The organism is Nostoc flagelliforme FACHB-838 (assembly GCF_014698065.1).
Taxonomy (GTDB): domain Bacteria; phylum Cyanobacteriota; class Cyanobacteriia; order Cyanobacteriales; family Nostocaceae; genus Nostoc; species Nostoc flagelliforme_B.
In genome coordinates this window covers 1-25,434 of the sequence record NZ_JACJSI010000057.1, presented here as the reverse complement: position 1 = coordinate 25,434, position 25,434 = coordinate 1, and the positions used below count along the sequence as shown (strand labels likewise).

Genomic DNA, 25,434 nt, shown 5'->3' with positions numbered 1-25,434 from the left:
AGTACCAAACACCTACCCAATCGGGGAAGTCTGCCAAATTCTTGCTCTTGACAACCCAGAACTCAGAGGAAAAGGTGGGTGTTTGAAAAATCGCGTTCGCACATCGGAGAATGGGATGGAAGAATACGTATTGAATGTGGTCGTGACGGGAAACCATTTTATGTTAATGGCCCTCACGATAACCCGAAAAAAATCATGGAAACATTGAAGAGAAATAGAGGTGAAGGTAATTTTGATTTTCTGATTGGTTCAGATCCTATTGAAAAGAATTTTTGGTAAATGCAATTAATTTGATTATTCAGTTGCGTCATTGCGATATAATCCAGGTTTTGAATAGTCAGCCAAGCAAATGATTTCAGTTTCACCGTGAAAATGTGGCATGGCGAGTACACCATTGGGTTGCAACACCTGAAGTTCTTTAACTACCTGCTCCCAAGACTGTCAGCAGGTTCAGCAGATTAGCGATGCCTGCGGCGGTCTATGCCTACGCATTCATAGGTTACGGGACAGAGGCAAGCTAGAAGCACCAGCAAGGAAGTTTTGAAGTGTTTAGGAAAACTGGAGCGAAAGCCACAGAATTACTTTAATTTTTGATTTGAAGTTTGCGGGTGAATCCAAAGAGTAAGGTAATAAAAGTAGCAATAAAAGTACTAGGTTCATGAACTGAAGTTACTGTCTTAGTCAGTTGGATATTATCTACTAATAAAGCGGAATTAACTGTGTCATCGCCGACATCAACTACCCCAAATCCCAAAGTGTATGTTCCTGCTATCTGGAATTTGTAAGAATAAGGTTGATATCCAGTTTCTTTGCTCAAATGTGAAAAAGAGGGAAATATAGTAAAAACAGAATTAGTATCTGCTAGCTGATTTGTAGTATTACTAAGGGTAAAAAAAGCAAAATCATTATAATCGGGGTCTACTTCTTGATCAGTGAGAAAGTTCCAGTCAAAGGTCAAAATATCCTCATCATTAATATTAATAGTCTGCTTGATAGCAGTTCCTTCCACTGCTTTTAAGCTTCCTAGTGATAATCCCAAGAAAGTTTCTAACTCAGAAGCGCTAACACCTGTGCTACCGTTAACTGTTTCTAAAATAGATTGGTAATTTCCGTCAGTGGGAGTTACGCCAAAAGATGAATCTTCAACGGTTGCTTGACCTGTCGTTATCCAGTCACTAAAGCTGCCTGTTTCAAAGCCACCGTTTAAGACTGTGGCACGAACTGTTTCAGTGTTAGCCATGATTAAACTGGCAGCAAAGGCGAGAGTAAAGCTTGACAGCTTAAGCATAAATTTTTCTTTTTATTAAGAGTAAATAATTCTGATTAAACAACTGATCATTAAGCTAGTAGTACCAATTTGAAAAAATTCAATTACGAATGAAATATTTATACATACGCAAGTGAAACTTTGTAGGGCAATGTAACAATTAGCCCTTATTACATTTATAATCTAATAAGGGCTAAACAGTATAAATTTATGCTCAAGATTGGATTAAGAAATCATTAGCTTCCAAGGAAGGCAACGATGTGACTGCGAGGTTGGCAAAAACTCCGCCAGTGCCTAAACCAGCAGATGAGGTGTTTTGGTTGTACAACAAGTTTCCTGTTAAGGAGTTGTAAATGATCTTGGCACTGCTAGCTCCAGCAATAGATACTTCATTAACAGCAGCCGTATTGATAGTTGTGAATTCACTAGCAAACAAGTTGCTATTAATTACACTGTTTAAAACTGTGAAGGAAGCTTTACTGAGAGCAATTTTATCCGTTCCCTTACTGAAATCGGTGATCGTATCGATGCCAAAAGCACTCTCAGTAAAGGCAGCACCACTGCCAAACAGGAAGCTATCTGCTCCTTGACCTCCAGTTAGTAGATCATTACCTGCACCGCCAACGAGGATGTCATCTCCGGCATTACCGATGAGGGTATCTTTACCTCCTAATCCTTTGAGTAGATTGTTGCTACTGTTACCTGCGATCGCATTATCTAATTCGTTGCCTGTAGCGTTGATGCTGTCAGTGCCAATCAAGATTAAGTTTTCGACATTTGCTGTCAGGGTATGATTGACAGAGGACTTAACGGTATCTGTGCCTTGTGCAGACGCTTCTACAACTACGTCTCGAATGCTATCGACAATGTATATGTCATCTCCAGTACCACCACTTAGGCGATCGCTACCTGCACCACCATCAAGAATATCGTTGCCATTACTGCCATTAATGGTGTCGTTGCCAATACCACCACTAGCATTTATACTGCCACTGGCATCATTATTAACAATGGTAAGGACTGCGGTGCTTTGAGTGCCGATGCTGGCATTACCTGTGGGGTTAGTTAAAGTGATGCTGAGGGTTTCGTTTCCTTCAATTAAACTGTCGTTGACAATGGGAATATTAAATGTCTGGCTAGTTTGTCCAGCAGCAAAGGCGATGGTTAGAGGATTATTACTGTAGTCTGTAGGGGCTGTAGCTGTACCATTGTTCAGGGTTATGGTAGCACTGATAGAGCCATCACTACCATCTGTGCGGGTAACTGTGATGATAGCGATCGCATCTTCGTTGACGCTGTAGGTGGCATTGCTAAAGGAGAGGATACCAGGATCTGGGGTGTCGAGAACGTTTAGGAGGAAGGTATCGGTTGCCGTTTCACCAGATTTATCTGTAGCTGTAACTTTAATCCTGAGATTACCAACTTCACTGTTAGTGGCTGTACCTCTAAAAGTACGAGTTGCGGCATTGAATGTCAGCCAAGTTGGTAAAGCTGCACCGTTTTCTAATGTTGCTGAGTAAGTAAGGGTATCGCTGACATCGACATCTGCAAAAGTGTTTTCTGGAATGATGAAGGTAAAGGCTGTGTCTTCGGTTGCATTTTGGTCTGCGATCGCACTCCCCAATATCGGTGCATCATTAGTATTAGCGACTGTAATAGTGAAGGTATCATTTGCAGTTGTACCAGATTTATCTGTGGCGCTAACTTTAATGTTGACACTACCAACTTCACTGTTGGTTGGTGTACCGCTAAAGGTACGAGTTGTTAAATTGAATGTCAGCCAAGTTGGTAAAGCTACACCATTTTCTTGAGTTGCAGAGTAGCTGAGAATATCGTCTGCATCTACATCTAAGAACGTGTTTTCTGGAATGGTGAAGGTAAAGGTTGCGTCTTCGGTTGCGGTTTGGTCAGCTATGGGGTTGGCAATGGTGGGTGCTTGATTACCTGTGAATTGTTGATTACCAAAATCAATCCCTGTGCGTACTTGACCTGCCGTGAGGTTGATAGTGTGAACAAGGTTGAGGGTATTGTCGGATGTGGTAGTACCGTTATTGTTAGGGTTATTACTTGGGTTAACAGGATTGGGGTTGGGAGTAGAACTATTGAGATTAAGGATACCTTCTGCAAGTTTCAATAAATCTACGCGGGGGTAGTTTTTGCCAGTGTTGGTAACGTTGTCGTTTTCGTTATCACCGTCATTGATCATGACACTGGTACTATCGAGAAGGTTACGGAACTCGTTAATCGTGAGTTTCCGACCAAGTTTTTCTTGTGCTATCTGTTGCGTGAGAGTTGCCACGCCTGTGATGTAGGCTGCTGCTTGGCTGGTTCCTCCCATAGTAGTAGTACCGCCATTGGCATTAGCACCTGTAATCAAGATACCTGGGGCAAATACATCTAGCTCTTGGGGATCTCGTTGGGAGAAACTAGCAATTTGATCGGCACTCGTGGTGTAATCAATTGCCCCACCGACAAAGTTTTTCAGCCCGCCAAAGTTATCTGCCCAAACTGCACCGACGGCTATGACATTGAGATCTATTGCAGGGTAAGCTAATCCGGGATTGCTGCCATATTGGTAGAAGCTGTTACCTGCGGCGGCGCTGATAATGATATTCTGGGAGGCGATCGCTGCTAATTCATCACCGATACCGTAACGGGAGGTGGCTGTTGTCCAGTTTTGGCTATCTCCAATCGAAAGGTTGACAGATGCAATATTATATGAAGTGCTATTAGCAGCGACCCATTGTAAAGCTTTTTCTAAGTCAGAGAAACTGCCAGAACCGTTATCTTTAAAGACTTTGAGGGCGATGATATTGGAATTGGGGGCAACACTGGTAAAGATACTAGCGATGTGGGAACCGTGATTGTTTTTGTCGCTAGCATTTCCATCGTTGTCAGCAAAGTCGTATTGGTAGACGATTCTATCAGCAATGCCGTTATTGTCAGCATCAGCCCCGAAGATGGGATGATTTAAGTCGATACCTGTATCAATAATGACGGTAGTTAAACCGTTACCTTTGATGTTAGCAAAGCGGGTATCTGTCCAAAAGTTATTCAAGTTAATTAAGGAAGTCGCCTTACTATCCCCGAAACTCGAAATAGTTGTGCCAGGACTTTGTAGAGGAGGCGTTACCGTAATGTCTGAGGGGGCTTCGTCATCAATAATAGTAACAGTGGCAATGCCTTGATTACCGATGAATGCTCCCCCTGTGGGGTTAGTTAGCTGAATTGTAAAAGATTCGTCTCCCTCAACTTTGTTATCGTTGCGAATTTTAATGGCGTTAGGATTACCTAGCAGGGCATTTTGCACGTAAATGAGTTTGCTGGTTTCATTTTCAGCGAAAGTAATGGCGATCGGAATATTGTTGAAATCATTATTGACGGAACTAACGGCACACCCACACCCTTTGGCAGTACCATCAATGAAGCTAAGTGTGGCACTGACTGCACTACTGGTGTTTCCTGTGCGAGTTACCCAAACTTCTGTGACTGCGGTTCCGTCTTCTTGGACTATATAATTAGCCGCATTAAAATTAATTTGAGCCTGATTATCTGAGAGCGAGGAAATCCCAGTGTTTTCTGTTCCCTGTGGAGAAATAATCTCTAAGGTTGGGGTATAAAGGGGAATGTCAGCGTTGGTGGTAGTAACATTAACACCGGGGAAGGTTTGCTTCCATCCTGCTTGCTGAACTTCAGCAACAGTGTAAATGCTAGGACGCAGGTTGGTAAATTGATAATTGCCATTTGCGTCGGTAACAGTCGAGATTTCGGTGTTGTCTAATTGTCCGTTGCTGTTGGTGTCGAGGTAAATTGTCCAACCTTGTAAACCAGTTTCCCCTGAGTCTTTGACACCATCACCATCAATGTCATGCCATTTCATCCCGCGAATTTCCGCATCGTTATCGGTGATGCTGACGGCAATATCAGCAAGAGTGGTATTGCTGTAGTTGGTATCTGTACTGGTGACACCGTGAGTGATAGTGCTGGTGTGGTTGCCTTCTGGGGCGGTGTCGTTAACGGCGGTAACGGTGACAGTTTGCGGAGTATTCCAGTTCGCAGATGTAAAAGTGAGGTTAGTTTTATCGGTGGTAATTTGATTACCAACGTTAAGAGTAACAATTACATCAGCAGTGGGTTGGGTTCTGAGAACAAGGGTGTAACTATCAGTGTTACCGCCTTCGGTGACAGTTGTGCTAGCACCACTTTGAGTTAAGTTTATACCAGGGGTAGAAGGTGCAGCGATCGCAAAGGAGGCTGTTTTGGAAGCATCACCGCTATTACCTGCGTTATCTTGAATGGTTGTCTCATCAACTCGCAGTTGATAAGTTCCGGGAGTGGTTGTAAAGTTGCCTAACCCGTTGATGCGGTAGGTTGTACCGGAGATATATTCAACTGTTGTGGTGTCAGGGAGAATGATATTTTCACCGTTGCGGGTGAGGGTGATGTCGCTTTTATCGAAGGTAGAGAGGTTAATTTGTTCTGAGAAGCGGACATCAATGAAGTCTACGGGAGTAGTAACAGAGTTTTGGGGAACGTTGAGGAATTCGGTAATTACAGGTTTAGTGACATCTGCAAACAGGCTTAAGGTAGTTGTAGTAATGTTTCCGGCAGCATCTTGAATATGAACATCTACGTCTCTACTACCGGGAGAGGGGAGTTGAATATTACCGCTAAAGCTGGTTCCGGTGACAGTTGCTTGTCCCAGAGTTTGGGATGTGACTTTATCAATGAGGGAGACACGCAAACCTGTTTCACCCAAATCACCAGTTACAGTCACCGAGGTGCTGTTAACCCGAATTTGACCGAATTGGTTGAGGATACCCAAACTGGCGGAGGCTGTTTGCAGGCTACTTGGTGATGGGGTGGCGATGACAGTAATGTTGCTAGGAACATTGGGTGCAGTGGTATCCGTTACCCAGCTTTCTGATTGCGTACCAGTACCCGCATTGCCAGATAAATCTTGAATACTGCTACCGTTGACGGTGAGGTTGTAGGTTCCATCTGTTGCGGTTAACCCACTCAATCCGTTGATGCGGTAAGTAGTGTCATCGACGGCAGAAATAGTGACAGCATTGGTAATTAAATTTGCGCCACCGTTACGAGTGAGGGTGATATCCTGCCAAGTAAAGGTGCTGGTGTCAATTTTTTCCGAGAAGGTGACATTGAGGGAAGATACAGGTTGATTGCGTGGGTCAACTAACAAATCTACAATGTCAGTGACAGTAGGCGCAGTTGTATCAGAGTTACCTGTGGCTGTTTTAATCCAAGTTTCGCTAACTAAACCTGTACCCAGTTTGCCGCCAATGTCTGCAATCCCAGCAGCATTGACGGTGAGTTGATAGGTTCCATCCAAGTTAGTAAGGTTACTCAGTCCGGTAATTTGGAAACGAGTTGCGGACTGGGCAACAATAGAAACAGCAGGAGTAATCAGATTTGCCCCACCATCAACAGTTAAGCTGATATCGCTGATATCAAAGGTGCTGGCTTTGACTGCTTCCGAGAAGTCAACAACGATTGCATTGACAGCAGTGGAACGGGGGTCTGGGCTGACATCAATAATATCAGTTATGCTAGGGCCGCCTGGGGTGTAGATGACGGTGTAGTTGGTATTGCTTGCGGTAGAATTGTAGTCGAGGAAATGTAGAATATTTTCGTAGATGGGACGACCTGTACCAGGGAAGGTGCGATCGCTTGTCCAAACGTTATCTAATTTGACTTCTGTACCATCTGCACGTAATACTTTTTGGATATCAAATTGTGCATTACTAGGTTCAGCGAGGCGAAGATAACTCCAACCTGAATCAACAGTAGCAGCAATTTGCACGCTGAGGTCGCCCACAGTTACGGGTGCGTCGGCAGTGATATTAGTTGCAGCGTTGACGGGTGCAGTTCCTCCCTGACTGAAGTAGAGAGTATCGGGGGTGAATTTTGCGTCAAAGATATCATTAACTAAAAAGTCTGGGAGTCCGTCATCCGTGGGTTGGTTAATTTGGACTTTGTGAATTAATTCGTGGATTTTGACATCTTTAATTAGAGAGAGTTCAGCTTTACCGAGATTATTGACATGTTCAAAGGTGGCTTTGTAGTCGATGAATTTGCCTTGCAGGGAAGATTTTAGTAACCAGTCAGCAACGGCGGTTTTACCAGGAGCAATATTACCAAAGTTGACGGTTAAGGAAGGACTAACACCAGTACCGTTGACTTCTGAACCGATAATTTGGAAGTCTATAAGTAGACCTTTTTCATTCTCTACAATCTTCGGTTGACCGGAAGTAATTTTTAAGTTCTTGGCTTCACCTTTGCCTTGGTTTCTAACTAATACTCCTAAAGAGTAAGGAACGGAGGTTTCAATAATATTATTGGTGAAGGGGTCATCAGCAAACACATCACGTTGATGGAAGTAGTCAAGATAAAGTTCCGCTTGGGGATAGACCGTGATGGGAGCAGCAAGCAAGGGAACTATTATTTGACTGCCATTTTCAGTGTAGCTGAGAGTCCCGCCGATGGTGTATTGGCTGGGAATTTCCGCTGCTGCGAGGTTAGTGGGGATAAATGTCCATTGGGCGGAACCGATACCTTCATCTACACTAGTTGTCGGGTCATCGCCTCTGAGGATACCCGTACCATCAACTGCGGTAATATTTTTGAGAATGGGGTTAGTGATACCAAATAAGTCGTTGACAATGTTGCCGTTTGCATCTTTGAGTTGAAGAGTAACAGAAAGGTTTTCGAGGTTGCTGCTGTTACCGTTTTCGATTTCCAGTGTACCTAAGAAGGCGGCACGAGTCATTACCGCTTCTTGGTCGATTTTGATTTTGACCGTAGCGCAAACTCCCCCTTCACCACTGAGAGACTCGTATAACTCATTACTTAAACCCAGAGTGGCATCATACAAGTCTTCGTAACCTTCACTTTCAAGAACTGCCTTAAATTCATCAATCTGGGATTCAAGAGTCTGCAACTGATCAATTGCCATGAAATCTGGGTTTTGACCTTCACTCAGGTCTGTTTTACTAAAGATTCCTTGGCTGTAATACTCAATGTTGCGATTCCATCGGGCAATAAATTTATTGACATCATCGGCTGTTAGTGGTTGAGGAAAGTCTAAAGTTAGAAGTTGTTCCCGCTCTGTATCGGATATTTTAAACTTCTCAATGGTATCGCCTTGAGCATATTCTTTAAAAGCCTGATGCCAAGCTTGCAGAATGGGCTGGTTTTCATCACTCACCTCAAGCCAAACCGCATCCCCATAGTAATTTAAGGCAACTTCATTCAGAACATCCCAGTAGGTTGTATAGCGCCACCGCCAGGAGTGGTGCAGTTACCTTCTACATTAAAAATAGGAATAGGGATATCTCGTGTGATTTCTTCCCCGGCACACTCATAGGAATAGTCAATTCTGGCTGAAATGCTACAGGGAACAGAGGGGGTCGATTGTAAGACGAGTTCCCCACCGGCAGGATTTAGCGTATCAAAATCGGCAATGCGAGTAATCCTCACAGGGACGGTGATAGAACTTTTCGCTGCTAGGGGATCAATATTATTTATGAGAGCTTCGATTTTGTAGAAGGGGTGATCACCAAAGTCTAAATCAATGTCATGGGCAGAAATCAAACCATGATTCGTGGCGGTAACATTAATCTGCATTACCTGACCAACCACCTGCAATTGATCTAGATCAATGAAACTGGGTTCAATGACTACCGTAGGAATAGGAACATTAGTTTCAAAAACACTTTCAATGCTGATCGTATATTGATCCTGAATTTCTGTCGGTGTTACCGTCCAGGTAGATTTAACTGTTTGGCGAGACAAGAAAGCTTGAACGTTCTCAGTTTCTCCTGCTCCGATATAAATATTTTTCTCATAGGAGTCGTGACTATCGGCATTAATTCGTAGGGTATAATAGCCTTCTGCTAAATCCGTTTTATATAAAATGCCGTCCGCATCTTGCTCAGAAGAGATAACCTTGCCACTAAACGGATCTACCAGCGTAATTGTGGCATTTTCTAATCTTGGTGAACCTTCAGCAAAGAAGAATAATTCATCTACTACATTAATATTTAGATTCCCTTTAGCTTCAGAAACCGCACGGAAATTAAACGGTAATCTTATCGATGTTTCCGCACCTGCAATGACTAAATCGCCGTTATAAACTGTTAATTCTTGCGTTGCAGATGGTTGCAGTAACACAGAAATTTTTGCTGACTCACCTGGATTTAAGGAAGGTATCTCTACAGGAGATGCTAACTTTAACCAAGGCGCTTCAGGAAACAATATATCTAATTCCCCAGAAGCAATTCCCCCTTGATTAGTTACGGTAAACTCAACTAATGTTTGACCTCCCCGCAGCATACTGGCTTGTAAGCTGCTGGTATCAGCAACTAATCGCGGTAGAATTTGCTCGACATTCACCGTTACAGGTAAAGTTGCAGTGACTCCCTCGGTGGTGGCTAGGCGAATTTGTAACTGGTCGTAGAGTAAGCTGTCATCAGGAACGGTGATGTTGTAGTTGACGGTAATTTCTTCGTTTCCTGCAAGACTGGTTTTTTGTGGAGTGACTTCAACAGTCCAATTACTCGGCGCATCAATGATACTTGCAGTCAGTCCCGATAAATCGATATTACTCAGGTTTTGCAGCTTAACTTGACCGTTAAATGTCGTCCCTTCAACTATTTTTTGCGTTACCTGCTGCAAGAATTGGTTATTCTGCTCAAACCGCATTCCCAACGAGGTAAATTGGTCTTCGGCGGCGGTGTCTTCGCTAGCAAAACCAGGGAAATAAGCGTTAATGTTGTAAGTCCCCGCTTCACCTGGGAGGGGATTAAATTGTCTGACAAAGTTACCATTTGCATCGGTAAACGAGTCGAATTCTCGAATTATGCCGTTATTTTCTACCCTGACTTTGACAAATTCAAATGCAATGGGGGAATTATCGCTATTACTAATAGCTTGTCCGCGCAGGATGACAGGATTTCCAGCTAAAGAAGTCTCAGTGTTAGTCGAAACGATCGCACGATAGGATGGTGTAACTGTAATCGGTGCAATAGTAGTATTGTTATTTTCCCCAATGCCTACCCCTTCATTAACTGTATTGCCAGTATCGGTGGTGGCAATTAAATAATACTGTCCAGGGGTGCGTGGTGCAAAATAGGTGACAGTGCGTTCATAAGATGTTCCTGGTGCAAAGTTAGCCGGATTTTCCACGCTACCTAAGCCAAATTCCCCTAATGACGTATCATTGGCATCAAGTTTGTTATCTGTAGAAAGATAAACTCTGTCTTTCCAACTTCCCGACGCATTTATAATCCCATTATTAGCAACAGTGTAGGTAAATTGAGATTGTTTTCCTGTATAAGTGGGTTGAATTCCTTGTAACTGAGTGATAGTTAAATCGGGTACATTAATATCAGTGACTTCTAAGCTATCTGTATCACTATTTAACCCGATCGCTGATGCTGTAATATTGACTGATTGACTTCCATCATTAATCCCGTCACTAACTCCAGTAATCGCAAAAGTTGCCGAAGTTTGTCCCGCAGCAATGATTACTGTATTGGGAACTGTTGCTTCTGTGGTATCACTAGAATTAAGGGTGACAATTAACTCAGTATTTGTATTTGTATTACGGGTAATAGTTGCACTTGCTATTCCTGTTTCCGCAATAACATCCCGATCTATGGTTAATTTTAAAGTGGGACTTTCGTTATCAACGACATTCAGATTAGCAGTAGCGTTTCCTGTCTGTAAAGCTAAATTCGTGTTTGTATAGGTAGGTTTAGCCGTAATAATAACAGGTTGTGTACCATCAACAATGCTATCATCAACCCCTTGAATTTCAAAGGTAGCGGATGCTTGATTGGCTGCAATGGTGACGGTCGTGGGAACGGTTGCTTCTGTGGTGTCGCTGCTAGAAAGTTGAACCACTAAAGGGATATTAGTAACGATATTTCGGGTGACAGTAGCGATCACTTTTCCGCCATTTTCATTAATATTAGTGGTATCAAAAGTTACATTTAATGTTACTTCATCATTATCAATGATGGCAACGTTATCTGATCCACTAATAAATCCCTGTGCAGAAGCAATGATACTGTAATTTTTAGGGAGTTCAATTAAAGTATCATCAACAGCACTAATATTGAAGTTAACAGAACTTGCCCCCGCAGCGATCGTAACTGTGGTAGGTACTGTAATTTGAGTATTATCGCTATTAGCTAAGGTAACAGTGAGGGGTTCTGTGGTGTCACTATTGCGGGTGACTGTTCCCTGAATGGTATTGCCTTCAGTAGCTTCTTCAGCAGCAATATTAACGGTTAAAATCGGTTTAAAATCATTGTCGATAACATTGACAATTGCGCTGTTTTGTGTTCCAATCACTACACCATTGATGGGATTAGAAAGACTTAAATTAATGGTTTCATTGCTTTCTAAAATACTGTCATCAATGATGGGTATGGTGACAGTTTTGCTCGTTTCTCCATCGGCAAAGTTAACCGTAATTGAACTATTATTATAGTCACTGCCTGCGATCGCACTTCCATTACTTAAGTCAACTCTGACACTAACTGCACCATCACTTCCTCCAGTACGAGTTAAAGTAATAGCAGTTACAGGCGTACCATTTTCATTAATTGAATAGTTAGCATTGCTAAACTGAATAACTCCTGGTACAACATCATTATCAACAATATTCAGGATGGCTGTTTTTTGTGTTCCTAGTGTTGCGCCACCAGTAGGATTAGTTAAAGTTAAACTGAGAGTTTCTGTCGCCTCTAATACTGAGTCATTAATGATGGGAATCGCAACAATCTTACTGGTTTCACCCGCAGCGAAGGTAACAGTAATCGGGGTATCAGTATAGTCAGAGGGTGTAGTAGCTGTGCCATTACTCAGTTCGATTGTGGCAGATACCCCACTACTAGTTAGACCACTACGTACTACTGTAACTTGGTTAATGGGGATACCATCTTCATTGACGCTGAAAGTACTGTTAGAAAAGGCTAACTGAACATCGTTATCAATAATTACCAAAGTTGCATTCTGTTGAGTACCCAGAATTGCACCACCAGTAGGATTAGTCAGGGAGAGGTTAATTGTTTCATTCCCTTCTAGTAAAGCATCGTTGGTGATCGGAATAGTAACGGTTTTACTAGTTTCTCCATTCGCAAAATTAACATTAATCGGAGTATTACTGTAGTCATTAGGCGCGATCGCACTTCCATTAGTTAAGTTTACTATTGCGCTGACTGCGCCATCACTTCCACCAGTACGGGTAACAGTAACAATGGTAATTGGTGTTCCATCTTCATTAACTGTGTAATTAGCATTACTAAATGCCAAAGTTCCAGGTAAAGGATCGTTATCAATAATCGTTAAGACGGCGGTATTTTGTGCGCCAATGGTTGCGCCACCCGTCACATTGGTGAGGGTTAAATTAATGGTTTCATTGGATTCGTTAATAGTGTCATTAATTACAGGAATTGTAACTGTTTTACTAGTTTCCCCGTTAGCGAAGTTAACTGTAATCGGGTTACTAATAAAGTCACTAGATGCTGTTGCTGTACCGTTGGTAGGAGTCAAAATCACACTGACTGCCCCATCGCTACCACCAGTACGGGTGAGGGTGACAACTGTAATAGGTGTACCATCTTCGTTGACGCTATAGTTAGCTGCACTAAAGGCAATCGCGCCAGGAAGAGCATCGTTATCGACAATGGTTAAAGTGGCTGTCTTCTGAGTTCCTAAAGCTGCGCCATTGGTGGGGTTAATCAGGGTCAGATTGACAGTCTCATTAGATTCATAGATATTATCGTTAACAATGGGAATAGTGATGGTTTTGCTAGTTTCGCCATCGGCAAAGTTAACAGTAATACTACTGTTGTCATAATCACCTGGAGCAGTGGCAGTACCGTTAGTTAAAGCCAAGGTAACACTAGCTGCATTAACAGTTCCCTGTTCACGGGTAATTGTAATGGTGGCATTATTACTTTCAGGAGTACTAAAAGTAGCTTGACTGAAGGAGAATAGACCAGATTCGTTTTGTGCTTCGATGAAAACGTTGGAATTCAGGTTTAATCCTGTGACTCCTTCAATGATGGCGATGAGTTCATCTGGTTCGCTATTGGGTTTGTTAATGTAAATTGCTGTGCCAGTGACGCCATTTATAGGAGATGTACCCAGGATGTAGTTAGTTTTTGGGCCTGTCAGTTGGATGATATCTTCACTAGCGTTAAAGCCAACAATTCGGGCATAATCTGCCGTACCTGCTGTAGTCGTGTTGCCATCATCATAGAAGGTAGTAGCTGCATTACCAATGATGTAAATGTCTCCACCTGCACCGCCTTGAAGAGTGTCAATTTCTCCTAATCCAGGATTAACGGCGTTTTGAGCAACCCCGATCAAGCGATCGTTCCCACCACCAGCATCAATGGTGTCATTACCAGTACCGCTAATAATCGTGTCATTGTCATCGCCTGTACGAATCTGATCGTTAGCTGCGGTTCCGGTGATTTGAAACCGTTCAATGTTGGAGAAGTTAACTGTGTCGTAAACAGAGCCATTATTGACTTGATAAGAACCGTTGAATCCACCTGTGCCATTGCTGAATGCCGAGCTACCAATGCCAGAGCTTGAACCAGTGTAGGTATTGCTGGAATAATCGACGATTAATAGGTCATTGCCTGCGCCACCATTTACATTGTCGTTTCCTAACCCTGCATTAATAGTGTCGTCACCATCACCTGTATTAATCGTGTTGTTGTTGCGCTGGGTGTAGTTGATGACATCATTACCACTGCCAGTGGTTAGGTTGGTAAACAGTTCGATGTTGGTAACACTTGTGCCATCTGCAAGGGTGATGGTTTTGCTGGTGTTGGTGTCGTCAATGCTTAAGGCACTAGTTACAGAACTAAAGTTGCCATCAACCAGGGTATCGATTCCTTCTCCCCCATCAATGATGTTGATGCCTGTCCCACCCGTGATGACATCATTACCTGCACCACCCGTAATGGTATCATTTCCGCCCAGTCCATCAATGGTGTCATTGCCAGCACCGCCAATAATGGTGTCATTGCCATCGCCTGTACGAATCTGATCGTTAGCTGCGGTTCCGGTAATTTGAAACCGTTCAATGTTGGAGAAGTTAACTGTATCGTAAACAGAGCCATTATTGGCTTGATAATAACCGTTGAATCCACCTGTACCATTGCTGGATACCGAGTTATTAATGCCAGAATTTGAACCTGTATAGGTATTGCTGGAGTAATCGACGATTAATAGGTCATTGCCTGTGCCACCATTTACGTTGTCGCTTCCTAATCCGGCATTAATTGTGTCGTCACCATCACCTGTATTAATTGTGTTGCTGTTGCGCTGGGTGTAGTTGATGACATCATAACCACTGCCAGTAGTCAGGTTGGTGAACAGTTCAATATTTGATACACTTGTGCCGTCTGAGAGGATGATGGAATTTTGAACATCATTAATACTGAGTCCATTAGCAGCAGTACTGAAGTTGGTATCAACTAAAGTATCTATCCCATCCCCTCCATCAATGACGTTTATGCCATTCCCTGCATTGATGACATCATTACCAGCACCGCCAATAATCGTGTCATTGCCATCGCCTGTGCGAATCTGATCGTTAGCTGCGGTTCCGGTAATTTGAAACCGTTCAATGTTGGAGAAGTTAACTGTATCGTAAACAGAGCCATTATTGGCTTGATAATAACCGTTGAATCCACCTGTACCATTGCTGGATACCGAGTTATTAATGCCAGAATTTGAACCTGTATAGGTATTGCTGGAGTAATCAACGATTAATAGGTCATTGCCTGCACCGCCATTTACGTTGTCGCTTCCTAATCCGGCATTAATTGTGTCGTCGCCAGAGGTTCCTGTTATTGTGTTATTTCCATTATCACCAGTGAAATTCTGCTGTTCAACTGCGATCGCTTGCCCATCAATATTAATAACTGCTGAATCATCTTCCGTCTTTAACTGTATCAATACTTCATCAGAAAAACTTTTTCTCTGTACTAAAGCTGAGAAAATCGCCCCTTCATCCCCAGCACTATCACTATCACTATCATTCAAGATACTATCAACTTGATGTCCAATTTCCTCTAATAACAATCCAACAAAACTTTCTGTATTTACCTGATTCGCCTGCAAGAACTCCCAAGACAGATAAATCCGGTTAGTATATGCCCCGTAAGCTCCATTCGCACCATTGATATCTGCTGTATGGCGAATATCTATTTTTGGAAAAATACTAAAATCCCCTGCCAACCACGCTATTTTTAAAGAGCCAGGATCAGATTTTTCCCCAAAAGCTAGCGCCATCTTTTGAGTAAAGTCTGGGTCATCAGCAAAAGCTTGCAATCTTTCTTGCACCAGAACTAGAGCTTATTCTAAAGTTACTAATATAATTGAGTCAATGGCTAAAGGAGACTCTACAACTAAACTGTTAGAAAGCGTATAAATGTTATTCATGTAATATCGAAAATATTTTTTGTATTTGGCTTTTAAGTTAAAAAGGTATATAAGACTCATATCTGATTTCTGAACAAGATTTCAGATAAAACCCTAGATAAAACGGGCTTTCCAGCCTCAGTATGTTTTCAGAAATCAAATCGGAGTCCTATATGTAATTAATTTGTTAACTGGTATATTTACTTAAAGCATTAACAGGGTTTTTGTATCTTTAATCTAAAATCGCATTTATTACTCAAGATGCCAAGGGGTTATAATTATCTTCACCAAAAGAATACTTTAAAATAAAGTTTCGCTGATTACGCCATTTAGGCAAGTCTAGCCACGTTAAGTGGTTGTCGTCATGGCTGATGCTGGCTATCAGTTTGTCATCAGCGTAATATTCGTAATCAGAAAATGAGATTTCGACTATTCTGAGGGGTTCGGGAGCTACGGCTTGGGCTTGGGTTGCGATGAAGTGGTCGAGTTCGGCTTGAGCGAGGGCTTGGTTGTCTGGGGTAGCAGGGGCGACTTTCTGAATCTTGCTTGCCTGATAGTTAACAATGGCGGAAATCCACGCGTTTTTACAGCGTTTGTCGCTTACTTCGTCTGTACAAGCGATTTCGCTGTAGATTTGCTTGAGACGGGCAATCGATTTCAGTTGCAGCTGTTGATGACTATAGATTTGGTATGTCATTATATTGGTTAGGCCATCTGTATGGTGGATGTTTTGCAAAAGCGATCGCTTCCAATTTGCGAGAGAGGTGCGGTCGCTTTTTGCTATCTATAAATATAGCGATCTTGCTATATATTTGTCAAGCTTGCATATTAATTGTTATGGCTGCTATATTTGAAGGAATCGCTTTAAGTAAGCGATCTAGCTATAAAAGCATTAGTGGAGGAAACTATGAGAGTAAGGAAAACAAAAAAAGACTCTCAAAAGATGATTCGTTGGCGGCTAAGAATATTAATGGCAGAGAAGAAAATCAGCAACAAAGAACTTGCTGAACTTTCAGGTATACATCCAACGTCCATTTCAAAACTGAAAAACGCTGATGAGATTGAGCAGATTAGCGGTAGAGTTTTGAATAATTTGTGTAACGGCTTAACCAAGGCCTATCACGCAAAAGGGGATGAGCGAATCATTACGCCTGGAGATTTGTTTGACTACACTTATGATGGCGATGGTGATCCAGGATATGCCGATATTCAATCAATGACTACAGAAAAACCCAAAAACGGGCATTCACCTAATTCAGGGAAATCAGACAATACTAATGCCCAGGTATTCTGGTTATTACCTAATAAGGAGGCATCATGAATGCTTTTGTTTTTACAAAAATTAACTTAGCTGTTTGGCAATCGCAACTATCCATAACACTCAAAATTTATTAGCCATTGACTCTAAGCAAATACCGTTAAACCATAAGAGGTGGAATAATGGCTAAACCACCTTCAAAACGCAAAAAAGCCACCTCTGCCGCATCTAACTCAGAACTACCAGCTATTTCCACAAATGGGGATATCTCCCAGCAAGTAGATCCCTCTTCAGCAACAATTACGGTTACTGCTGTCGGTTGGCGGAATTACGCGATCGCAGATTATATCGTTCGACGCATAAGACATTTGAGGAATATTGCCGGGAAAGATTTGGTCATAGCCGTCGCCAGTCTTATCTTTTAATGGATACGGCTGTTGTTTTTGATAACTTGGTTGAAATTTGTGATCAAATTGATCACAAATTGCCGACAGCAGAGGGGCAAGTTTGACCCATGACAAAGCTTGAACCCCAAGAACAGCAAGAAGTATGGCTAACGGCAATAGAGCTTGCGGGTGCCAAAGTTCCCACTGGTAGAATCGTCAAAGATGTTGTGCAAAGGATATGGAGCGTACCCAAGTACCGAAAGACTTGTCCGAAATTTTACTCTATTCTGATCTGAATTTGCACATTTGAGCAATGGTAGCTGCCTAATTGTGCAATCAGTATTGCTTTGTTTTACCATTAATTTAGCACAACAGGTGAATGCCTAATTTTAGTTCCAGATATATTGTATAAATTAAGCAAGCAGTACTCAATGCAGTGACGGCTTAAAAGTCAGCCATGATTTACCAGTGATTGATACCATTAGCTGGAATAACTTTTGATTTTTGACTTCGAGGGAAGCGGCACTCAGTTTCTCTTTCTCAAAATAAAAATCTTATAAATGATACGTATAAATAAAATTGTTATATGAGGCCGATTATAGTTAAGATTTTGACAGCTTTTAACCTAATAAGTAGGTCGGCGTAAATAATTATTGTCGGGATAAGGCAATTCTTGCAGGGGAGAGGAGGAAAAAGGGCTTGAGCCTTGTTTACTTATCTTTACACAGTTTGGTTTGATTGTGCCAACTCACTTATCCCAATTAATCTAAGAAAGTCGGCGTGAAAAAAACCAACATGTAAAGATAAGTAAATACGGAAAATACATCTACAGAGGTGATTGAGAGATGGGCGTGTAGAGATTTCCAAAAATGTTAATAAAACCACCAAATGATTATTAAAAGCTGGTTCGGTCGAGGTTTGGAGTGGAAGATTGGGGGTTGTGTCGCTTTAGTGGCGGTACTCTCAATAGGAGTAAGCGATCGCGTTAATGCTCAAATCGTGCCTGACAAGATGCTAGGTGCTGAAGGTTCTGTCGTTACACCCAATGTCAATATACAGGGAATTTCTAGCGATCGCATTGATGGTGGCGCAACTCGCGGTGCTAACCTGTTCCACAGTTTGCAGGACTTTAATGTGGGAGAAGGCAAGGGGGCTTATTTTGCCAATCCCACTGGAATTGAGAACATCTTAACTCGCGTTACAGGCGGCAATGCCTCTAACATTTTGGGCAGGTTAGGGGTTTTGGGTGGGGCGAATTTATTTTTGCTCAATCCGAACGGGATTATATTTGGTCCGAATGCCAGTTTGGATATCCAGGGGTCATTTCTGGCGACGACAGCCGACCGCATACAGTTGGGTGATAGTGGCTATTTCAGTGCAACACAACCGCAAACAAGTAGTTTGCTTTCTGTCACTCCGGGAGCGCTGTTTTTTAATGCAGTTGCTAGTCAACCGGGTTCGATTATTAATCAGGGGAATTTATCAACTGGGAAACATCTTACTCTGTCGGCTGGCAATCTCGACTTGCAGGGACAGTTAAAAGCTCTTGGAGATTTGACGTTACAGGCGCAGGATACTGTGAAAGTGCGCGATGCGATCGCTAGCCCAATTATTGCTACTTCTGGAAGAAATCTGACCATTCAAGGCAACCAGAATGTTGATATCTTGGCGCTTTCCCATCCCCTTTCAAAGATTGGGAGTGGGGGGAATCTCAACCTGGTCAGTGATGGCGATATTTCTCTTGATGCTCACTTTGAGAGTGGTGGAAACCTGTCGATGCTTACCGATTCAGGTACACCGGGTAACTTTGTCAGTATGTTTGGTTCAATTATTCAAGCGAATGGGGATATTCTGTTTGGGGACTATACAGGCGTTGCTCTAAAGGTGGAAGCAACGGGCAGTATTCAGGGTGGGAATATCAAGATTACAGGAGCAGAGTGTGCAGCGGGTTCCACGGGATGTGCTGGCGGTATTCCCACAACCGATTCAGATTTCGCCACACTCACAGATCGTCCAACAGTGATTTTACGGGCAGAGTTAGCCTCCGTCAACACTCCTAACCTGACTCAGAATGCTGGAAGCACAGAGTTCACGGCTACTTTAGGGCTGCCACTGGGAATTAGTGTTGGCAATATCGATACTTTTTCGCGCAATGGTGGGAATGGAGGGGACATTATACTCTCGGCTGCAAAGGGCAGCATTAACACTGGCAATTTGCGCTCTTTATCGTCCTCTCCTTCTGGCAATGCAGGTCAGGGGGGCGCGATTAACTTAACTGCTGCCAATGACATCAATACCACTGGCAATTTATACTCTTTCTCGTACTCTGAATCAGGCAATGCGGGTCAGGGGGGCGCGATTAACTTAACTGCTGCCAATGACATCAATACCACTGGCAATTTATACTCTTACTCGTTCTCTCTTTCTGGCGATGCGGGTCAGGGGGGGGCGATTAACTTAACTGCTGCCAATGACATCAATACCACTGGCAATTTGTCCTCTTACTCGTTGTCTGTTTCTGGTGATGCGGGTCAGGGGGGCGCGATTAACTTAAATACTGATAACGGCAGCATTACCACTGGCACTTTAGTTTCTGGCTCGTCCTCTGGTTCTGGCAATGCGGGTCAGGGGGGCGCGATTAACTTAACTGCTGCCAATGACATCAATACCACTGGCAATTTATACTCTTACTCGTACTCTGGTTCTGGCAATGCGGGTCAGGGGGGCGCGATTAACTTAACTGCTGCCAATGACATCAATATCACTGGCGATTTGTCCTCTTACTCGTACTCTGGTTCTGACAATGCGGATCAGGGGGGCGCGATTAACTTAACTGCTGCCAATGAGATCAATATCACTGGCGATTTGTCCTCTTACTCGTACTCTGGTTTTGGCAATGCGGGTCAGGGAGGTGCGATTAACTTAAATACTGCCAATGACATCAATACCACTGGCTCTTTGTACTCTTTCTCGTACTCTCCCATAGGAACAGCAGGTCAGGGAGGCGCGATTTCCCTCCGAACCAGAGGAGGGGATATTTCCGGGAGAGGAAATCAGTCTACAGTCCTTGGCTCCTTTTCTATCTCTGAGCAAGGAACAGCAGGAAATGGCGGGAACGTTGCTCTAGAAGCTAAAAACAACGTAAGTAATTTAGAAATCTTAACTTTATCTTCTGACTCAAAATCTGGAGTAGTTCAGGTAAAAGGTCTGGGAGATTTAGTGCTTACGGATACTAACATTCTAACGAGTAAGCAGGTAACTGTACCAGTTCCATTTGAGTATATGCCGTATAGAGGATTCATTACCTTAACTGCCGTTAGAGGATTCATCACCTTAACTGCCGATGGAGAAGGTGAATCAGGAGAGGTAACTGTCACCAGCTCAGGCAATCTCACATTCAACAACAGTTCCATTCAAAGTGACACCAAAGGTAGCGATAGCGCTGGGAATGTAACCGTAATCAGCCCAGGTCTAGTCACATTCAATAATAGTTCTATTAGAAGTAGCACTAGCAACACAGGTGCGGCAGGCAGTATCGGTATCGAAGCCGATCAAGGAATTACGCTCGTCGGTTCTAATAGTGAACTATCTGCCCTATTTGCCGGAACCACTAACCAAGGCGAAGCCGGAAATATTACCCTAACTACCCCGGAATTAACCCTGCAAAACGGAGCGAAAATTGCCACCACCACAGCAAGTTCTAGCCCTGCCGGAGTAATTACCCTTCAATCTCATCCCAATCGAGAAAACCTCAATATTAACCTGGCATCGGAAACGTCTATTTCTGCCTCCACTTCTAACCAAGGAATCGGGGGGAATATAGAAATTAAGGCTCCCAACGCCATCACGATTCAGGGACAAGGCACCATTACCACAGAAACCACAGGTGATGGTGCTGCGGGAGAGTTGAGAATTGACACGCAAAAGCTCACCATTGCTGACGGTGCAACTATCTCTGCATCCACCGACTCAAAAAATCCAGAAGGCACAGGCGGCAGTATCGATATCAAAGCCACAGAATCCTTCAACCTTACCAATGCAAGTTTAGATGCCAAGTCAACAGGCGCAGCTCCTGCTGGTAACATCAAGATTAACACCCCAAACCTAACAGCCACAAATGGCAAGATCGCAACCTCCTCCAACGAATCTTCTGGGGGCGACATCAACATCACAGCTTCTAAGATTCACCTATTTGGTAACACTGATATTACAACCTTCGTTGCCCAAGGTGCAGGGGGCGGCGGCAACATTAAATTGACGGCTGACTCCATAGTTGCTTTCAACGACAGCGATATCCTCGCTTATGCTCCTGGAGGCACAGGTGGAAATATCACCCTCAATACTCCGGCATTCTTCGGAGAAGACTATCGTCCTGCACCTCGTAACACGGACCCTCGCACCCTCAATGGCAATGACCGAGTAGACGTGAATGCCACTGGTGCTGTAGAAGGAGTCATCACTCTACCCGATACCACCTTTATCCAAAACAGCCTCAGCGAGTTACCCGAAAATCAGATTAACACCGAAAGCCTTCTGGCAAATAGCTGCATTGTCCGCCGCAATCAACCAACAAGAGGAAGCTTCACTATCACAGGTACTGGTGGCTTACCTCAGCGCCCCGGAGATGCTCAAATGTCCAGCTTTCCCACAGTAAACGTAGAAACTTTACCCAGTGAGAGCACACTCTCAACGACCAACCCAAATCGTCCTTGGCAAAAAGGCGACCCCATTATAGAACCGCTTGGGGTGTATCGGTTATCGAACGGGAAACTCGTATTGAGTCGAGAATGTTCTTAATTCAATAATATTGAGTATGTACCCAATCAATAGGTGGGTTGTCATTTTAAGCTCTTACATGGCGACCTCAGCTTGCCTTGCGCTCAGTGCAGTGGCTCAGTCCCCACCGCCACCAGGTGTCACTATTCCCCCAACTGCACCTGATGCGGTTGAGCAAACGATTCCCAAACCTTCTTCACCCCGAACTCTCCCTGGTGAAACGCCTACATTACCACCAAAAATTAAACTGCAAATTCCCCCAACCCCAGATTCACCTGAAGTTACTTTCCCATCAGGCGATCGCTTCTTCATTAAAAAAGTGGAAGTGCGGGGAAATACCGTTTTGGATGACGAAATTACCACCTTAACCCAGCCCTACGAGAACCGCTCAGTCACCTTTGAAGAGTTGCTCGAACTGCGCTCGGCAATTGTTAAACTCTACATAAAAAACGGCTACATCAGCTCTGGAGCCTTCTTGCCCAACAATCAAGACCTCAGTACTGGTATAGTCTAAATTCAAGTTGTAGAGGGCAAACTTGAGCAGATTGAAATCGGTGGCTTAAGGCGATTGCGTGAAGGATACGTGCGATCGCGCCTCCAACGTGGCACGTCTACTCCTTTAAACCAGCAACGGCTAGAAGAAGCCTTGCAACTGTTGCAACTCGATCCGCTTATTGAGCAGGTGAATGCCCAGTTAGTCGCAGGCAGCACTCCAGGGAGCAATATCTTACGGGTCAGTCTCAAAGAAGCACCTGCTTTTCACACTGCTTTAGTCATTGATAACAACCAATCTCCCAGCACTGGTTCCATCCAAGGCAGCATAGAAGTCAGCCATGATAACCTGTTAGGATTTGGTGATCGCCTCAGTGCCAGATACGGTCGTACCGAGGGACTTGACCTTTACGACATCAATTATACCATCCCTGTCAATGCGAGCAATGGTACTCTTAACTTCCGCTATAACAATGGCGATAGCCGCATTATCGAAGAAGATTTCCGGGAGTTTGGTATCAGAAGCGAGGCTCAAACCTATTCCCTCGGTTTACGTCAGCCAATCACAAGAACACCAACCAGTGAATTTGCATTCGGCTTATCCTTAGATTTGCGTCGCAGCCAAACGTATTTGTTCAACGACATACCCTTTTCCTTCACAGAAGGTTCAGAAGATGCGGAAACCAAAGCTACAGTAATTCGGTTTTCTCAAGATTGGGTCAATCGCGGTACCAGACGAGTCTTAGCTGCCCGATCTCAATTCAGTCTAGGGATAGATGCGTTTGATGCAACTATAAATAATACGGGTACTGATGGGCAATTCTTTTCCTGGTTGGGACAATTTCAGTGGGTGCAGCAGTTGTCACCCAGAAATCTGCTAGTAGCGCGAATTGATGCCCAACTAACCCCAGATTCTTTACTGTCTTTGGAACGCTTCAGCGTCGGTGGAGTCGATACAGTTCGAGGCTACCGACAAAACCAACTCGTTGCCGACAATGGCATCGTAGGTTCAGTTGAGGTTCGCGTTCCCGTCACATCAGACCCCAAAGTACTACAGTTAGTGCCTTCTTTTGAAATCGGTACGGTCTGGAATAATCGAGAAATTGACCCCGACCCGGCGACAATTGCCAGTTTAGGACTGGGGTCGCGCTGGCTGATTAGCCCCGATTTATCGTTGCACCTAGACTACGGCATTCCCTTAATTTCAGTTGGCGATCGGGGCAACTCGTTGCAAGAAAACGGTCTCTACTTTTCAGTACGCTATCAGCCATTTTGAAATGCTTCAAACATTTTTGAGACTTAACGGGAAAAATCAGAGAATGATTGCACAAAACTGTAATCCATACTGCTTACATCTGCAATTGACTTATCTTACTTGAGCAATCAACTTTGCACTTGCATCCATATTATTATCTTTTGGCTTGTTTTATTGTATTTATCAAGCAGACAAAAATACTTGTCTTTGAAGAAAACAAACGATCAAATAGTCGTACACAGGAGTGGGTTTCAGGTCTTTGAGATTTTAGAGATTTCAAAGTTGCATGGACATAAAAGAATGATCGGTACTACTAAAACTCTGTTAATACTATCTGCTTTTCTAGCATCAATACTAACTAATCTATCACCAGCTAAGGCTGTGAATCTGCTTAGAAATGCGAGTTTTGATAACGGTTTAAGTCAATTTTAATAGCTCTTGCTTGGGTTTTACAGTCTGTCTTTTATTGCAACTAGCAATCTGACATATATTAGGAGAAAACATAACTCATGCTTAGTGCTTTTACCACAAAGGATGCTTTCTTAGGCATATTATCGGAAACTCCGGTTGAATCTGTTGTTTTTCAAGGAGTTAGTACTACAGATTTAGTCCCCACATTTTCCACTATTAAACCTGCTCAAGACTTTAATTTTAGTCAGTCGAATTTATTAGTTGAGCCGGGAACTGGAGAGGAACAAAGCCTTGAAACTAGCCAAGCTCATGCTGATGGAATTGATCTAGTACACACACCTCTAGAGCCGGAGAACTTCAGGAGGAGCGGTTCCAAATGGCTACAACCCTCTGGTAAAGGAACACCAATCACTATTACTTATAGCTACAGTAATCTTCTAGACGGTAATTTACGTGGAGGTCTTGCTGTAAGTACACTGACTTCAGCAATAGAAGAGGCATTAAAGCTGTGGGCAACTTATGCACCGCTAACTTTTGTGGAGAGACCTGATAGTGGTCCTCCACCATCTGACAATAATTACCCCGGAGCTAACCATGCTAAAATACGGTTTGGTTACCACATGATAGATGGTAGTAGTGGTAATATTTTGGCACATGCCTATAATCCCTCACCCAGTCTAAGTTATGGTCTAGCTGGTGATATTCACTTCGACAGCAGTGAGACTTGGGCATTAAAATTTACTTCTAATCAAGTTGACATCTTAGAAGTAGCAGTACACGAAATTGGTCACGCTTTAGGGCTTGACCATGAACCTTCAACTAAGGACGGTGGCACTAATGCGATCATGAATCCAACTGCCGTTAATCGTTATTCTGGTTTAGGAAGCGCGTTCCTGTATGATGATGACATTAAGGGAATTCGAGACATCTACGGAACAGGTGTTGGTTCAGTTAATCCACTACGTAGAATCTACGGTACTCCCAAGAATGACAACATCATCGGCACGCCAGGTAATGAGATTATTTATGCTTTCGCTGGCAATGACACTCTAGATGGTGGCTTAGGTGAAGATACTGGGGACTACTCAAGTGCAACACAAGGGATAAATGTCAC

The 25,434-nt window shown here is 43.3% G+C and carries 13 protein-coding genes; 9 read left to right on the top strand and 4 right to left on the bottom strand.

From position 1 onward, the window contains the following. The first annotated feature begins 78 nt into the window (after positions 1-78). Complete coding sequence (locus H6G97_RS23305) at positions 79-279, top strand: hypothetical protein (protein WP_242055138.1); 201 nt, start codon at positions 79-81, stop codon at positions 277-279. Between the two features lie 304 nt (positions 280-583). On the opposite strand, the gene H6G97_RS23300 is transcribed toward H6G97_RS23305, so the two are convergent. The 4 genes from H6G97_RS23300 to H6G97_RS23285 form a co-directional block, all read right to left on the bottom strand. Then, positions 584-1,288 (bottom strand): PEP-CTERM sorting domain-containing protein, encoded by a 705-nt coding sequence (locus H6G97_RS23300; RefSeq protein WP_190943013.1) that lies wholly within the window; start codon positions 1,286-1,288, stop codon positions 584-586. Between the two features lie 193 nt (positions 1,289-1,481). Then, positions 1,482-8,495, bottom strand: coding sequence for a putative Ig domain-containing protein (locus H6G97_RS23295; RefSeq protein WP_190943012.1), 7,014 nt, complete (start codon positions 8,493-8,495; stop codon positions 1,482-1,484). 44 nt (positions 8,496-8,539) lie between these two features. Continuing rightward, positions 8,540-15,664 carry a Calx-beta domain-containing protein gene (locus H6G97_RS52825; protein WP_190943011.1) on the bottom strand — a complete coding sequence of 2,375 codons (7,125 nt, stop codon included), beginning with the start codon at positions 15,662-15,664 and terminating at the stop codon, positions 8,540-8,542. A gap of 334 nt (positions 15,665-15,998) precedes the next feature. Continuing rightward, a complete protein-coding gene (locus tag H6G97_RS23285) occupies positions 15,999-16,439 on the bottom strand; it encodes a hypothetical protein (protein ID WP_190943010.1) in 441 nt (146 codons plus the stop codon). Between H6G97_RS23285 and H6G97_RS23280 the strand changes: the two genes are divergently transcribed. The 8 genes from H6G97_RS23280 to H6G97_RS23250 all read left to right on the top strand — a co-directional run. Further along, entirely contained in the window at positions 16,433-16,750 is a 318-nt protein-coding gene (locus H6G97_RS23280; protein ID WP_190943035.1) for a hypothetical protein, read from the top strand. The two genes, H6G97_RS23285 and H6G97_RS23280, sit on opposite strands and share 7 nt — an antisense overlap. Next, on the top strand, positions 16,713-17,063 hold the full coding sequence (locus H6G97_RS23275) for a helix-turn-helix domain-containing protein (protein WP_199349572.1): 351 nt from the start codon (positions 16,713-16,715) through the stop codon (positions 17,061-17,063). The genes H6G97_RS23280 and H6G97_RS23275 overlap by 38 nt, the downstream gene beginning before the upstream one ends. Before the next feature lie 119 nt (positions 17,064-17,182). Continuing rightward, on the top strand, positions 17,183-17,425 hold the full coding sequence (locus H6G97_RS23270; protein ID WP_190943009.1) for a hypothetical protein: 243 nt from the start codon (positions 17,183-17,185) through the stop codon (positions 17,423-17,425). Between the two features lie 89 nt (positions 17,426-17,514). After that, on the top strand, positions 17,515-17,682 hold the full coding sequence (locus H6G97_RS23265) for a hypothetical protein (RefSeq protein ID WP_190943008.1): 168 nt from the start codon (positions 17,515-17,517) through the stop codon (positions 17,680-17,682). Positions 17,683-18,274: 592 nt separating this feature from the next. Beyond that, positions 18,275-22,183: a two-partner secretion domain-containing protein gene (locus tag H6G97_RS23260; protein WP_190943007.1), complete on the top strand. Its 3,909-nt coding sequence runs from the start codon at positions 18,275-18,277 to the stop codon at positions 22,181-22,183. A 58-nt stretch (positions 22,184-22,241) separates the two neighbouring features. Then, positions 22,242-22,676 (top strand): POTRA domain-containing protein, encoded by a 435-nt coding sequence (locus H6G97_RS55455; RefSeq protein WP_338421832.1) that lies wholly within the window; start codon positions 22,242-22,244, stop codon positions 22,674-22,676. Between the two features lie 54 nt (positions 22,677-22,730). Then, positions 22,731-23,930 (top strand): ShlB/FhaC/HecB family hemolysin secretion/activation protein, encoded by a 1,200-nt coding sequence (locus tag H6G97_RS23255; protein WP_338421831.1) that lies wholly within the window; start codon positions 22,731-22,733, stop codon positions 23,928-23,930. A gap of 488 nt (positions 23,931-24,418) precedes the next feature. Further along, positions 24,419-25,434 (top strand): matrixin family metalloprotease (locus tag H6G97_RS23250; protein ID WP_190943006.1); only part of this gene is annotated, 1,016 nt, incomplete at its 3' end.